Consider the following 14718-nt stretch of genomic DNA (forward strand, 5'->3'; position numbering starts at 1 on the left):
CCGCCGTGCAGTGAGTACGCCTCGGCGAACCGGGCTCGGTGCGACGAAGGAAGCGCAAGCAGCCGAGTACGCTCGGCGAATGATCGCGTGCGACGGGCTGTGCACTCGTCCCCTCGACACGACGGAACTGCGCATTTTCCTGCGGGAATGCTTCGATGTCCCCGAGTCGGAGATCTTCGTCAGCAGCGACGACCTCGCGGACGCGGCGCTGCGGGACGTCCGCCGGAATGGCCCCTTCGCGGTCTTCTGCACACACGGTCGGGTCAGCGGCGACTTCGCCGCGATGTTCTCGGTCAGTGCGAATCTGCCGCTGTCGGATCGGAATGCGATGGACGGCCGAAGGCTCGCCGGCCTGCTCGCGGCACATACTGCCGCCGATATCCTCTGCAGCTTCGGCGACGAGCCACAGCCGTGGCTATGGACCCTCACTCGCCCCGACGGCGCCCGAGTGCCGGTCCACCTCACCGAACGCATCAACAACCCCCACGAAAACCCGACCTGCCCCTGCACCGACATCCACCGCGAAGTCCTCTATCCCACCTGAACCCGTAAGTGGCACATGGCTGCGGCGAAACGCGAGAAGGCCTCTCGACCGTGTGCCACTCATGACGCGCGGGTGCTTCGGAGGAAGTCGGGATCGCGAGGGCTGCGCAGCCGGAATGCGGCGGAAACGACATCGCCGCCGGATTACGAGTAATCCGGCGGCGATGCGAGCTCGGACACCGTGCTGGTGTCACATCCGTAATCGACGTCCCACAAGCGCCTCTCGGCGGGTGGTCGCTCGTAGCGACAAAGGGGGTGCGGCCCGGGGCTGTCCGGACGCCGAAGCGGGGTGTCGACGTCCCACAAGCGCCTCTCGGCGGGTGGTCGCTCGTAGCGACAAAAGGGGTGCGGCCCGGGGCTGTCCGGACGCCGACAGGGGGTTCAACCACCAACGTTCGCAACCTATTCCGGCGCGAAATTGTGACGCCGACCACTCTTGATCGGCCTATTCGGGCCTCGTGCTCGGCGAGTCGCGGCCGGTAGGCGCTGCCAGGGCAGGGCTTTTCTTGAATGAATCCAGATTATTTTCTTGACTTATTCCAGAAAAGGGTCAGAATCGAAGCATGCACACTAACGGTGCCGATCCACGTGAGTGGCTGCGAGCAGCGGGTTTGCGGGTCACCGCCCCGCGGGTCGCGGTGCTGGACGCGGTCGTCGCGCGGCCGCATGCGGATGCCGACACGGTGGCCGCCACCGTCCGGGAAGCGCTGGGTTCAGTGTCCACGCAGGCGGTCTACGACGTGTTGCACGCTTGCGTGCGGGCCGGGATCCTGCGGCGGATCGAGCCCGCGGGCTCGTCCGCGCGATACGAGACCCGGATCGGTGACAACCATCACCATCTGGTGTGCCGAAGCTGCGGTGCGGTCGCGGACGTCGACTGTGCCGTGGGCCGAGCCCCATGTCTGGACCCTTCGGACGCTCACGGATTCGTGATCGATGAAGCCGAGGTCGTCTTCTGGGGTATGTGCCCGACCTGCCGTTCCGAGTAGCGGTCCACACCTTCACCACCCGGGAAAACCTGTACCGGGACGATGTTCACCAGCCGAGGAGTCCGATGACCAAGCCGACAACCACGAACACCGGCATCCCGGTCGAGAGCGACGACGAATCGCTCACCGCGGGCGCGCAAGGCCCGATTTTGCTGCACGACCACTACCTCATCGAAAAGCTGGCCCAGTTCAATCGCGAACGGGTACCGGAACGCATCGTGCACGCGAAGGGCGCGGGCGCTTACGGTGAGCTGGTCGTGACCAACGACGTCAGCAAGTACACCAAGGCCCGGCTGTTCCAGCCCGGCGCGCGTACGGAGTCGCTGGCGCGGTTCTCCACCGTGGCCGGTGAGCAGGGCAGCCCGGACACCTGGCGTGACCCGCGCGGGTTCGCGGTGAAGTTCTACACCGAGGACGGTAACTACGACCTCGTCGGCAACAACACGCCGATCTTCTTCATCAAGGACCCGATCAAGTTCCCCGACTTCATCCGGTCGCAGAAGCGCCTGCCCGGCAACGGTCTTCGCGATCACAACATGCAGTGGGATTTCTGGACCCTGCGTCCGGAGAGCGCGCACCAGGTGACCTGGTTGATGGGCGATCGCGGCATCCCGAAGACCTACCGGCACATGAACGGCTACGGTTCGCACACCTATCAGTGGATCAATGCCGCGGGCGAGCGTTTCTGGGTCAAGTACCACTTCAAGACCGATCAGGGCATCGAGTACCTGACCCAGGCCGACGCCGACCGGATCGCGGGCGAGGACGCCGATTACCACCGCAAGGATCTGTGGGAGGCGATCGAGCGCGGCGAGTTCCCGAGCTGGACGGTGTACGTGCAGGTCATGCCGGTCGCGGAGGCGGAGGGCTACCGGTTCAACCCGTTCGATCTGACCAAGGTGTGGTCGCACAAGGACTATCCCTTGCTCGAAGTCGGCAAGTGGACGCTGAATCGCAACCCGCGCAACTACTTCGTCGATATCGAGCAGGCCGCGTTCGAGCCGTCGAATGTCGTTCCCGGCATCGGCTTCTCGCCGGACAAGATGCTGCTCGGCCGCGTCTTCGCCTACGCGGACGCGCACCGCTACCGCATCGGCACGAACTACGCGCAGCTGCCGCCGAACCAGGCCAGGGCGGCGGAGGTGAACTCCTACTCCAAGGAGGGCGCTATGCGGTACCACTACAACGAGCCGAATGTGCCGGTGTACGCACCGAATTCGTTCGGCGGGCCGCACGCCGCCCCGGAACGGGCGCCCGACGGAGGCATCTGGGACTTCGATCCGACCATCGTGCGGGCCGGCTACATCCAGCATGCCGAGGACGGTGACTTCACCCAAGCGGGCACCCTGGTCCGCGAGGTGCTCGACGACGCGCAGCGCGAGCGGCTGGTGAACAATATCGTCGGCCACGTGCTCGGCGGTGTGCGGGAACCGGTGCTCGGCCGGGTCTTCGAATACTGGAAGAACGTGGACGCCGACCTCGGCAAGCGGGTCGAGGAGGGCGTGCGCGCCGGGCTCGACGGCGGCTCGCGGGACTGAGCGGACCGAAGGCAGGTGTGCGTCCTCGGCGCGTACCTGCCTTCGGCGTGTCCGGCCGATCCTGTTTGCCGGTAGGTGGACGAGCGGGACGCCACCACGCCCGCCGCGGACTACCACGCCTCGGCGGCGCCGCGCTCGGCGCACCGAACGCGACCGGCTGGTCGCCTGGCTGAAGTTGAACACCAGCGGCAAGCGCATCCGCGCGGGGCTACCCGCGAACTGGATCACCGGCGACAAGACGGGCGCCGGCTCCTACGGCTCGCGCAAGCGACGTCGCGATCGTCTGGCCGGGAGCCGATCACGATCCTGAGCCGCAAGTCCGACGCGGACGCCGAGGCGAACAACGACTTGCTGGTGGAAGTGACGAAGGTGGCCGTAGACCGGCCGCGGTGACCTACCGGGCTCGCCACACCGAATCGATCGGTGTCACTCGCCGCGCGTATCCGTCGCCAAGGCGGACTCGGACGCTCGGGCGATCTCCATGTCGATTTCCTGGATCTGGAGCGTCACGCCGTCCGGATCGACGACCCGCAAGCTGCGGCCGAAATCCTCGTCGTGGAGCTCGTAGTCGTAGCCCCGTTCGCGCAGCCGATTCGCGACCACTTCCAGCTTCTCGTCGGTCGCGAAGCCGAGTTCGACCGATCCGGCCGGCCGGCCCTTCGACACCCTGAAATCGTGCAACCCGACCGCGCCCGCGTCGCCCGAAAGTTGCGCCCAGACATCGAGACTCCCCTTCGGGTCGAGCGCCAGCCCGAGACCGGCGTAGAACTCCCGGCACGCTTCCATGTCCGCGACGTACCTGATGGGCAGGACAGTGAGCATCTTCACTCCTTCTCGGAACAGTTCGAACCGAGTATGGAGCGACGTCGTCCGCCGCGGCCCGTCTGCCACGGCAGACGCCGGGATCGGACACGCGACACGGTCGGTATGGCGGATTCCGTCACGGCGGGTAGCGGCAAGTGCACGACGAACTGTAGAAAACCTGGCCGGGTTTGTGCGGCCAGGCTCATACACCTACAGCAGGCCCCACCAGTAGAGCAGGCTGGCCAGAATCCAGACCACCACGGTTTCCATCGTCGCTCCCAATCTCCTTGGCGCACTCCTCACCATCATCCCGCGATCCGGCGCCGGGCGGTAGGAGCCTTCCGGGCACCACTTGATAAAGCCACGCTCACCTGCGTTTTTGATCTTGCAAGGTGTTCTTAAGTGTGTGCCAAGCCCCGGCATGCATTGTTTGTCTCGCAGGAGGGACAAGCCCAGCACCGCAGGTGCGAACCGGGGAACGACCTGTCTCGAGGGGTGACAGGTCGGACCTCGGGGGTGGTGTCCGCCGGGCCGGTCTACGAGGGGTGGCCGGCCCGGTGGACGCGGAGCGGCCGCTCGCGCCGGCTCTTCCTGGAGCTGACCGGCAACGACTCGGTTGTTGCCGCTGCCGAAGGTAACCCACGAGTGTGCGGCGCCGGGTCCGAAGGAAGCGGCTGGGCTGGTCGCGAGGGTGATCGGCCCGCCAGTCTGAAACGTGTTCTAGACACTTTGGCAGTTCTGTCTTACGGTCGATACATGGGTAATGGTGCGTATCGGTCGGCTCCGGTATTCGAACTCTGTTCCGGCCCCACCTGGGTGTCGCCGTGGGAGATGTACGCGGCGCTGCGCGAGCACGATCCGGTGCGGCACGTCGTACCTGCCGGGCGACCGGAGAACGACTATTGGGTGCTCACCCGGCACGAGCACGTGTACGCGGCGGCGCGGGACAGCGAAACGTATTCCTCCCGCGACGGGCTGACGGTGGAATACGGTGAACTCGACGAACTCGGCCTCACGGACAACCCCCCGCTGGTAATGCAGGATCCGCCGCAGCACACCGATTTCCGCAAGCTGGTCGCTCGCGGATTCAGCCCGCGCCAGGTCGAGGAAGTGGAGCCGGTGGTCCGCCGGTTCGTGCGCGACCGGCTCGACGACCTCGGGGCCCGGGGCGGCGGTGACATCGTCGAGCAGCTGTTCAAGCCGCTGCCGAGCATGGTGGTGGCCTATTACCTCGGGGTACCGGAGCGGGATCGGGCACGGTTCGACGGATGGACCGACGCCGTCGTCGCGGGCAGCATCGACCGGACGAACACCAAGGCGCAAACGGCCTCGGCCGAGATGATGGGCTACTTCGCCGAGCTGATCCAACGCAGGCGCACCGACCCCGGCGACGACACGGTGTCCTTGCTGGTCCAGGCGGGGCTGGGGGCCGACGACACGGACGTGCGCGGCCTGGTCCAGATTCTGGCCTACGCATGGACCATGGTCGCCGGCGGCAACGACACCACGACAGGCCTGCTCGGCGGCGCAGTGCAATTGCTGCAACAGCACCCCGACCAGCGCGCCGCGCTCGCCGCTGAGCCGGACCGGATTCGTGTCGCGGTGGAGGAGTTCGCCCGGCTCACCGCGCCGGTGCAAGGGTTGGCGCGCACCGCGACGCGAGACGTCGAATTGGCCGGGAAGACGGTGCAGGCGGGGCGGAAAGTGCTGCTGGTCTTCGGGTCCGCCAATCGGGATGAGCGAGCGTTCGGCGCGGACGCCGCCGAACTGGACATCGAGCGTAATCCGCAGCGCATCCTCACCTTCGGGCACGGGCCGCATCACTGTCTCGGTGCGGCGGCCGCGCGGATGCAAGCCCGGGTCGCGCTCGAGGAGCTGCTCGATCGGTTCCCCGAGTATGTGGTCGACATCGACGCGGTCGAGTACGCGAGCGGTCCGTACGTTCGCAGGCCGACTACTGTGCCGTTCCGGTGCAGAGGCTGAACGGCGAGGCGGGGCGGCGCGGGCCACGCTATCGCTCGCGCTGGAATCGGTCGGGACGCCGGCGGTAGGTGTGGTGAAGCAAGAGAGGACCGGGACACGGCATGAGTGGCGATTGGCTGGCCGACGGCCGCGCCGAGTTGGCCGGTGAGCGCATTCTCGACGCGGTGCGCGCGCTGTTCATCGACAAGGGCGTCAGCGGGATCGGCATGGCCGAAGTCGCCGACGCCGCAGGCTGCTCCAGGGCGACGCTCTATCGTTACTTCGAGAATCGGCAGGCGCTGTATGTGGCCTTCGCGGGGCGGGAGGCCCGGCAGTTGGTCGAGCGAGTCTGGCGGGACCGCGCGGGGCCCGCGAGCGCGGAGCCGGGGGAGCGGCTGCTCGACACGTTGACCGCGCTGCTCGCCGCGGTGCGGAAGACACCCCATCTGGCGGTCTGGTTCGAACCGTCCAACGCGGGAATTGTTGCCCAACTGGCGAACTCGGCGGGCGTGGTCGACGCGCTCGCCACCGACTTCGTGGCCGGTTTCCGCCCCGAACTGCCCGTCCTCGCCGCCAGGCGCGTCGGTCAGTGGGTGGTGCGTGCGATGGTGTCGTTGCTGACGCTACCCGGCGCGGGTGAAGACGAGGAACGTGCGATGCTGCGCAGTTTCGTGCTGCCGTTCCTGCTGGACGACCGGACCGTGATCGACTGACCCCGAGGTCGTCGACCGGAGCCGCGGAACTCCGGTCGAAGCGCCACCCCGCCGCGCATGGGCTCAGACCGTCGCCGCCGAATAGTCGGGCAGATCGTAGGTCTCGGTCTTGCCCAACATCCGCATCATCACCGGTCGCATCGCCTTGGACATCATCAACTTGCTGAGGGCGTGGCCGGCGCGAATGCCGAAACGGGATTTGGGTGTCATGGCGTTCAGGCCGCCCGGCTGCAACTGCTGGGCCGTCTTCACGAAGGGGCGCAGCACTTCTTCGTAGCGGGCCAGGCCTCGTCCGGGGTTGTCGGCGTGCGCGGCCAGCTCACCGGCGAGGACGTAGGCACCTACCAGTGCCATCGCGGTTCCCTGACCGGTGAGCGGTGAACCGCAGTATCCCGCGTCGCCGAGCAGGACCACCCGGCCCTGAACCCAGCTCGGCATGTCGATTCGGGCCAGCTCGTCGAAATAGAAGTCCGGCGCCTCGGACATCGCCGCCGCGATGCGAGCCGATTCCCAGCCTCCTCCCGCCAAGCGGTCGCGGATGAATCGCTGCTGGGCGGCGACATCCCGGCGCAGTGCGGGATCGGCTGCCGCGCGGATCACGACGAGGGCCTTGCAAGTGGCCGGGTCGGCGTCGGGGCGCATGCCCAGCCCGGTGGCGCCGACCAGCGAGTGCATCGTGAACCAGTGCGGCTCCAGGTCTTGCGGGCGCGACAGTGTGAAGAACGACATGTATCCGCCCAGGTACGTCGCGAACTGTTCCTCGGGGCCGAACACCATCCGGCGAGTGGCGGAGTGCAAGCCGTCCGCGCCGATCACGAGGTCGAATCGCTCGGCCGCGCCGGAGGCGAACGTGACGTCGACGCCGGTGTCGTCCTGCCGGATATCGGTGATCCACTCGCCGTACCGGTAGTCGACGCCGCCCTGCGCGTCGAGCAAGTCGAGCAGCACCTGGTTGAGATCGCCCCGGGTGATCTCGATTTCGGCGACGGCGCCCTTGCCGTCGAAGAGTTCGGCGGACATGCGAAGGATTTCGCGGCCCGCGTCGTCGACGTACTTCATACCCCGCTCGTCGAGCTGGTAGTCGCGAATGCCCGGCATCATGCCCATCCGCTCGGCCACCTCGCGGCTGGGCCCGCGCAGGTCGACGGCCTGCCCGCCGGGCCGCGGCGTCGCGGCGCGCTCCACGACGGTGGCCCGGATGCCGGACCGGAGCAGTTGCAGCGCAACGGCATTGCCGCCGATGCCACCACCGGCGACGAGCACACGGAGCTGGCTGCTTACGGATTTGGCGCTCATGACTTTCCTCGGCTCCCATTGGTTGTTCAAATGTCTTAGACATATGTCTAACACACGCTGGTACGAGTGTCTAGCACAAACGTCTAAATTCATCGGCAGAACAAAGGCCCATGGCGGCGAGGAACCCTCGCGACCACGGGCCACCGGTGAGAGCGGGAACTAGCAGCGATGCCGCAGGTACGTGCGCCAGCTCGCGAGATGGGTGATGTCGGTGCCGGCGCTCGCGGCATCGTAGGTGCAAGTGAAACCGACGACTTCGCGGCCGTCGGCGAGTTCGATTCTGGTCAGGGCCATAGGAGCGGGAAGGTCGGCGAGGAAGGCGCCCAAGCCGGCCGCGGAGACGCGGAAGAGTTCTCCCTCGATCGGAGCGCCGCGGCCCGGTCCGTGACGCACCAATCCCGGCTTGGGTGGCGTGGTGTCGAGAGCGGTCAGCCGATAGGCGTCGGTGGTCCGGATCTCGCCGAGGAAGCGGGCGCCGAGTTGCTCGAGCTGAAAGTGCAGCGGCTGCCCACGCAGGTGCGCTCCGAAGACGGCCAGGTCGACGCCGCGATCGACCAGCAACGGCGAGCGCTCCGATCCGAGCAGGCGGGCGGCGAGGTCGACGGCCACCTGATCGGCGAAGGCGGGGGTGACCAGCATGACCCCGAACGGCATTCCGTCGGCGGTGGACGCGCCGGGGACGGCGACGGCGGCCATGTCCAGCAGATTGCAGAAATTGGTGTAAGTGCCCATGCGCCGGTTGATGCCGATCGGATCGGCGCGCACGGCGGCGATGCTCGGATGCTCGGTGGTCGTCGGCAGCAACAGTGCGTCGAAGCCGTGCAGCAGTTCGGCGGCCGTCGCCTTCGCGCGCGCCAGCTGCTCGAGGTCGGCGGCGAACGCCGCGCCGGTCTTCTCCCGCGCCGCGCCGATGATCGCGGCGACCGTGGGATCTGCGCCCGCGGGCGCGGTGTCCAGGAACGCACCCACCGCGGCGAAACGTTCGGCGACGAGTGCACCGTCGTAGAGCAACAGCGCGGCGTCGAGCAGGGCGGAGATATCGATTTCGTCGGTCTTCGCGCCCGTGTCGGCGACACCGGCGGCAGTGCGGGCGAACGCTTCCCGGTAGGGCTCGCTGAGCGCGGCCAGATTCTCGCGGCGCGGCACGGCGATGCGCGGCGCGAGCGGGGCGGCCAGCCGGACATCGGCGGGCCAGGTCCGGCTGCGCGGGTCGCGCGGCTCGGGGCCTGCCATCACCGCGGCCGCGGACACCGCCGAGTCGAGGTCGGCGGCGAAGACCGTCACGGCATCGTAATCCGCGCAGGCGGGCACGGTCCCGTGCGCCGGAATCACCCCCAAGGTGGCCTTGATGCCGACGATTCCGTGCAGTGCCGCGGGGACGCGGCCGGACCCGGCTGTATCGGTGCCGATTCCGATGTCCGCGATGCCCAGCGCCACCGCGGCGGCGGAACCGGAACTCGACCCGCCCGACACCAGCTCCGGATCGAGCGCGTTGCGCACCGCGCCGTACGGGCTGCGCGTCCCGACCAGCCCGGTGGCGAACTGGTCCAGGTTCGTCTTACCCAGCACCAGCGCCCCGGCCGCGAGCAATCGCGCGATCGCCGCTGCGGTCACCTCCGGCAGGTAGGCGAACTCCGGGCAGGCCGCGGTGGTGGGCAGGCCCGCCACATCGATGTTGTCCTTCACCGCCACCAGAACTCCGGCCAGCGGCAAGGTTTCGCCTGCGGCGAGCCGCCGTGCGAGAGCGGCCGCTTCGGCGGCCACCTCGGGTTCCGGTCGCAGGGTGATCCACACCTCCGGCCGATCGACCTCGGCGATCCGCCGATATGCCGCCGCGACGCGTTCGACCGGGTCGGCTGCCGTTTCTGGGACGCCTGCGGGCATTCAGTCGACTCCGATCACGATCAGGGGCGTGCCCGGCTCCACCTTGGCGCCGGGCGTGGTCAGTACCTTCAGCACGGTGCCCGCGCTCGGGCTGTGCACAGGTAGTTCGAGTTTCATCGCCTCCAAGACGGCCACCGGCGCACCGGCCGCGACCTGTTGTCCTGGTTCGACTTCCACGCGCCATACATTGCCGATCATCGGCGCGGTCACCACGGTCGCATCGGCGGGCAACCCGGCGGGCAAGTCGTCGATCGGTGCGGCGACGGGGGCGACGGTGGTGCGTTCGAATTCGCCCGCCGCCCGCCACGCGTTCTTCTCCGCCTCGAACGCGGCGGCCTGACCGGCCTCGAACTCGGCGATGGCGTCGGCCTCCGTGCGCAACAGGCGCAGGTGGTCGGCGAGCGCGAAATTGCCCTCGCTCACCTCGGCGTCGAACCTGCCCGCCTCGGCCGCGGCACGGTATTCGAGCAACTGCTCGGCGCCGACCGGTTCCCAGACGATGCGATCGAAGAACCGGAACAGCCAAGGCGTGCCCGATTCGAACGGCGCGGACTGCCGGTAGCTGGACCAGATCGGCACGGTGCGGCCGATCAGCTGATAGCCGCCCGGGGAGGCCATCCCGTAGACGCACAGGTACTTGCCGCCGATGCCGACGGCATCCGACGGGGTCCAGGTGCGCGCCGGGTTGTATTTGGTGGTGACCAGGCGGTGGCGCGGATCGAGCGGAACCGCCAGCGGCGCACCGAGATATACGTCGCCGAGCCCGAGCACGAGATACTCGGCGTCGAAGACGGTGGTGCGCACGTCGTCCACGCTGTCGAGCCCGTTGATACGGCGGATGAACTCGATGTTCGACGGCAGCCAGGGCGCGGTGTCGCGCACACCGCTGCGGTAGCGGTCGATGGCTTCGGCGATGGAAGGATCGTCGAACGACAGCGGTAACCGGATGGTGCGGCTCGGCACCACCAGGTCGGTCGTGGCGGGTAGTGCGCGTTCGAGTTCGGTCAACGTGCCCAGCAGCCGATGGTTCGGCAGCACCTCGGGATCGAAGTGGATGTGCAGGGACCGCACGCCCGGAGTCACGTCGAGAATGCCGGGCAGCCGGACGCCCGCGAGGGCTTCGGCCAGCGCGTGCACCCGCATGCGCAGCCCGAGATCGAGCACCATCTCGCCGTATTCGACCAGGACGTTGTCGTCCCCGCCGCGCAGGTACCGCACCCGCGGACGATCCGGCGACGCCTCGAGTCCGCCGAGAACGCCGCGATCACGCAGGGCCGCGGGAGAATCGGCGAGCAAATTCGGTACGCGACTGCCGTTGGACGAACGCAGTGCGGCGGCCTTGTCGTCGTCGACCGGCACGAACCGCACCGAGTCTCCGGGACGCAACTGCCCCATCCGCCAGCGATGCGCGGACACCACCGTCAGCGGACAGGCGAAGCCGCCGAGGCTCGGACCGTCGGGCCCGAGCAGAATGGGCGTGTCGCCGGAGACGTTCAGCGCGCCCACGCTGTAGGGATTGTCGTGCAGGTTGGAAGGGTGCAGTCCGGCCTCGCCGCCGTCGGTGCGCGACCACGCCGGTTTCGGGCCCTCCAGGCGGATGCCGGTGCGATTGGCGTGGCTGCCGACCCGCCACGAGTGCGTGCAGAACTGGGTCATGTCGGCGTCGGTGAAGTACGCGGAGGTCTGCGGACCGACGCCTACCGCGAGTTGCCACTCGTGGGTGAATTCGGGCCGTTCGTCCGGCGGCACCGCGGTGGGTGTGCCGAGTGCGCAGGCGTTCACCGGGGCGAGGCCGAGCACGTCGCCGGTCGCCACCGCTCTACCGGTCACACCGCCGAATCCGCCGAGGGTGAAGGTGGCCGCGCTGCCGTGATAGAGCGGTGCGTCGATGCCGCCGCGTACCGCCAGATAGGTGCGCAGGCCGGTGTCGGCGGGTGCGCCGATGTCCAGCACCGCGCCCGCGGCGACGGTGACGGGCTCCCACATGGACACCGGGCGGTCGTCCACCGTCACCGGAGCGGGCGCACCGGTCACGCAGACGACGGTGGTGTCGGAGAAGCGCAATCGTGGGCCCCGCAGGGTGCATTCGAGCGCGGGGATGCCGACCGGGTTACCCACCGCGGTGTTGGCGAGGGTGAAGGAGAGGTCGTCCATCGGACCGGACGGCGGAATACCGACGTCCCACAGGCCGATCCGGCCGGGGTGGTCCTGCACCGTGGTCATGGTCCCGCCGCGCAGCACGTCGATGCGGCGACCGGCCGGGCGGACCTCGGCCAGCGTGGTGGTGGTGTGCTCGGTGCGCAGCACCCGGCCCTCGGCCGCGGCCTCGCGCAGTTGCGGCAGGTTCGTCTGCACGCCGTAGATCCGGGTCGCGGCGAGCGCGGTGCGCAGTGCGGCGAAGGCGTCCGACCGGCTCTCGCCGGCGCTGATCACCTTGGCCAGCAACGGGTCGTAATACGGGCTGACCTCCGAACCGGTGCCGACCCACGTGTCGACCCGGACGTCGTCCGGGAAGTGCGCGGCCGTGATCAGGCCCGCGCTGGGGCGGTAGTCGTGGCCGGGATCCTCCGCGTAGACGCGGGCCTCCACCGCGTGACCGGTGATCGCCGGGCCGCTCTCGGGCTGGTCGTCCACCATCGAGGTGTCCCCGCCGGCCAGGCGCAGCATCCACTCCACCAGGTCGACGCCGGTGACCGCCTCGGTGACCGGATGCTCCACCTGGAGGCGGGTATTCATCTCCAGGAACGACGCGGCGCCGTTGTCGGCGTCGTAGACGAATTCCACCGTCCCGGCCGAGCGGTACCCGACCGAGCGCGCGAGCTCCCGGGACGCGGCGAGCAGATGCTCCGCCAGCTCCGCGGTGAGTCCCGGCGCGGGCGCCTCCTCGATCACCTTCTGGTTGCGGCGTTGCAGCGAGCAGTCCCTGGTGCCGAGGCTGACGACGCGGCCGCGGCCGTCGCCGAACAGCTGCACTTCGACATGCCTGGCACGTGCGACGAAACGTTCCAGGAAGACACCGGCCGAACCGAAGTTCGCCGCCGCGATGCGCTGCACCTGCTGGTAGGCCGCGCGCACCTGGTCCGGATCGATGCAGGCCCGCAGACCGATGCCGCCACCGCCGCCGACCGCCTTCAGCATCACGGGAAAGCCGACCCGCTCCGCCTCCGACACCGCGTGATCGGCCGATTCGAGCAGGTCACTACCCGGAATGAGCGGTACGCCGACCGCACGCGCCGCCATACGGGCGGTGTGCTTGTCACCGAAGACGCGCAGCTGCTCGGCAGTCGGTCCGACGAACGCGATGCCCGCCGCCTCGACCGCGGTAGCGAAATCCGCATTCTCCGAGAGGAATCCGTAGCCGGGGTGAATGGCCCCGGCTCCGGTCATCAGCGCCGCCTCGATCACCAGGCCGGCGCGCAGGTAGGACTCCGCGGCCGGGCCCGGACCCAGTCGCACCGCGACGTCGGCCATCTCGACGTGCGCGGCACCGACATCCGCGTCGGAGTACACCGCCACCGTCTTCAGCCCCAGCGCACGGGCAGCCCGCATGATGCGGCACGCGATCTCGCCACGGTTGGCGACGAGCACGGTATCGAATTGCAGCCCCACTCCCGCTCCCTGCTAATCCGTGGCCAGCGACATCGCCGCGATCGCGCGGGTGACCCGTTCGAGCACCACGTCCAGCGATTCACCGATGTGCTTGTGCAGCAGCCGATACGCGAGCGGCAGATCGTCGGTCAGCACGGCGTCGAGGATGCCCAGATGCTCGGCGATGGTGGTCTCGATGCGGTTGTTGACCATGAAGTCGTACATGCGCACGTGGCGGATGCGGGAATTCACCGCTTTCAGCGCCCGCACCATCTCGGTGTTGCCCGCCGCGGTGAGCAGCGCGACGTGGAACTCCTCGTCGCGCACCACGAAACCGGGCTCCTGTTCCGGGGGGTCGGTGCGCAGTTCCAGCCAGGCGGCGCGCTCGGATTCCAGCAGTTCCCGGTCGTGCGTGACCGCGGGATTGGTCATCGCGCGCTGAAGGCCGCCCAGTTCCAGAGTGATTCGCAACTCGTACAGGTCCCGGATCAGCGGGATGCTCGGCCGGACCGGGCTGAAGCCGTATTCTTCGCGTTGCAGCAATCCGTCCGAGCACAGAACGGTCAACGCTTCCCGGATCGGTGTGCGCGAAATGCCGAATCGCGCGGAGAGTTTCGGCTCGGTCAGGCGTTCGCCGAACTTGATGTCCCCGTTCATGAGCTCATTGCGCAGCGCCGTGTACACCACATCGCGCAGGGGTTTACCCGCCGCCTCCGCCAGGGTGGCTATCCGTGTCGACATGGCTGTATACGCTATTGACCTCGCATGTCGGTGGAGTGTCCGTGAGTTATCGCCGCGTTAGCGTCTGCTCACCGAGCCGCGGGCGGCGATGTGCCCGGACGACCGGTCGGCGGCGGGAGGCGAAACGGAATCCCGTCCGGATTCGACAGACTCGGCAGAGTCATCGGGTGGGTTGTCCCTCAGCGAAGCAACAAGGAGACGATATGAAGCGCAGCACGAAGTTCGCCGGAGCACTCGCCGCCGTGGCGGTGGCGCCGATCCTCGCGGCCGGTAGCGCCCAGGCGGACCCTGGGACGGTCTACTTCTCGGTGGGCAGCATGAACTGTGCGATTTTCGCGGACGGCTCGCTCGGATGCGATTTCGCCGCACCCCTGCGTTTGAGCTACTACGTCGGCGACACCTACATCCCGGTACCGGTGCCGGTGAGCGAAATCGCGATCGACCAGCCTTGGCTGCCCGCGCATCCCACGTTCGACCCGGGCACGCCGTACACCTTGGCGGGCGGCAATCCCAGCATCTACGACGTGAAGACCGGCTCGGGGCAATGGGGTCCGATCATCGAGCACGCGGGCGCGTCGTGCCAGGTCGGCTTCCACGGCAGCTTCACCTGCCAGGCGCTGGGCCGGGGCTTCACTTCCTACGGCGGTACGGTCGTCGCCC

The 14718-nt window shown here is 68.3% G+C and carries 12 protein-coding genes; 7 read left to right on the forward strand and 5 right to left on the reverse strand.

The window, feature by feature from the left end; genetic code table 11:
• Positions 1-79: 79 nt before the first annotated feature.
• The 4 genes from ACFU5M_RS08020 to ACFU5M_RS08035 all read left to right on the forward strand — a co-directional run bounded on the left by ACFU5M_RS08020 (position 80) and on the right by ACFU5M_RS08035 (position 3463).
• The gene (locus ACFU5M_RS08020; protein ID WP_379045646.1) at positions 80-544 is read left to right on the forward strand and encodes a hypothetical protein; all 465 of its coding nucleotides are present in this window, start codon (positions 80-82) and stop codon (positions 542-544) included.
• Between the two features lie 562 nt (positions 545-1106).
• Entirely contained in the window at positions 1107-1532 is a 426-nt protein-coding gene (locus tag ACFU5M_RS08025) for a Fur family transcriptional regulator (RefSeq protein ID WP_379045649.1), read from the forward strand.
• A 65-nt stretch (positions 1533-1597) separates the two neighbouring features.
• Entirely contained in the window at positions 1598-3070 is a 1473-nt protein-coding gene (locus ACFU5M_RS08030; protein ID WP_379045653.1) for a catalase, read from the forward strand.
• Between the two features lie 75 nt (positions 3071-3145).
• Positions 3146-3463 carry a hypothetical protein gene (locus ACFU5M_RS08035; RefSeq protein ID WP_379045656.1) on the forward strand — a complete coding sequence of 106 codons (318 nt, stop codon included), beginning with the start codon at positions 3146-3148 and terminating at the stop codon, positions 3461-3463.
• Between the two features lie 33 nt (positions 3464-3496).
• On the opposite strand, the gene ACFU5M_RS08040 is transcribed toward ACFU5M_RS08035, so the two are convergent.
• Positions 3497-3892 carry a VOC family protein gene (locus ACFU5M_RS08040; protein ID WP_379045659.1) on the reverse strand — a complete coding sequence of 132 codons (396 nt, stop codon included), beginning with the start codon at positions 3890-3892 and terminating at the stop codon, positions 3497-3499.
• A gap of 738 nt (positions 3893-4630) precedes the next feature.
• Between ACFU5M_RS08040 and ACFU5M_RS08045 the strand changes: the two genes are divergently transcribed.
• Entirely contained in the window at positions 4631-5857 is a 1227-nt protein-coding gene (locus tag ACFU5M_RS08045; protein ID WP_379045662.1) for a cytochrome P450, read from the forward strand.
• 101 nt (positions 5858-5958) lie between these two features.
• Positions 5959-6549, forward strand: a complete 591-nt coding sequence (locus ACFU5M_RS08050; RefSeq protein ID WP_379045665.1) for a TetR/AcrR family transcriptional regulator — start codon at positions 5959-5961, stop codon at positions 6547-6549.
• Positions 6550-6612: 63 nt separating this feature from the next.
• On the opposite strand, the gene ACFU5M_RS08055 is transcribed toward ACFU5M_RS08050, so the two are convergent.
• From ACFU5M_RS08055 to ACFU5M_RS08070, 4 genes are all read right to left on the reverse strand, one after another.
• Positions 6613-7845 (reverse strand): FAD-dependent monooxygenase, encoded by a 1233-nt coding sequence (locus ACFU5M_RS08055; RefSeq protein WP_379045668.1) that lies wholly within the window; start codon positions 7843-7845, stop codon positions 6613-6615.
• A 159-nt stretch (positions 7846-8004) separates the two neighbouring features.
• On the reverse strand, positions 8005-9729 hold the full coding sequence (gene atzF / locus ACFU5M_RS08060; RefSeq protein ID WP_379045671.1) for an allophanate hydrolase: 1725 nt from the start codon (positions 9727-9729) through the stop codon (positions 8005-8007).
• Positions 9730-13338 (reverse strand): urea carboxylase, encoded by a 3609-nt coding sequence (gene uca, locus ACFU5M_RS08065; protein ID WP_379045674.1) that lies wholly within the window; start codon positions 13336-13338, stop codon positions 9730-9732.
• Positions 13339-13350: 12 nt separating this feature from the next.
• The gene (locus tag ACFU5M_RS08070) at positions 13351-14058 is read right to left on the reverse strand and encodes a GntR family transcriptional regulator (protein WP_379045677.1); all 708 of its coding nucleotides are present in this window, start codon (positions 14056-14058) and stop codon (positions 13351-13353) included.
• A gap of 203 nt (positions 14059-14261) precedes the next feature.
• Here ACFU5M_RS08070 and ACFU5M_RS08075 point away from each other — a divergent pair.
• Positions 14262-14718 (forward strand): hypothetical protein (locus ACFU5M_RS08075; RefSeq protein WP_379045680.1); only part of this gene is annotated, 457 nt, incomplete at its 3' end.

Origin of the sequence: Nocardia sp. NPDC057455 (genome assembly GCF_042802775.1) — a bacterium.
In the GTDB taxonomy this organism is placed as follows: domain Bacteria; phylum Actinomycetota; class Actinomycetes; order Mycobacteriales; family Mycobacteriaceae; genus Nocardia.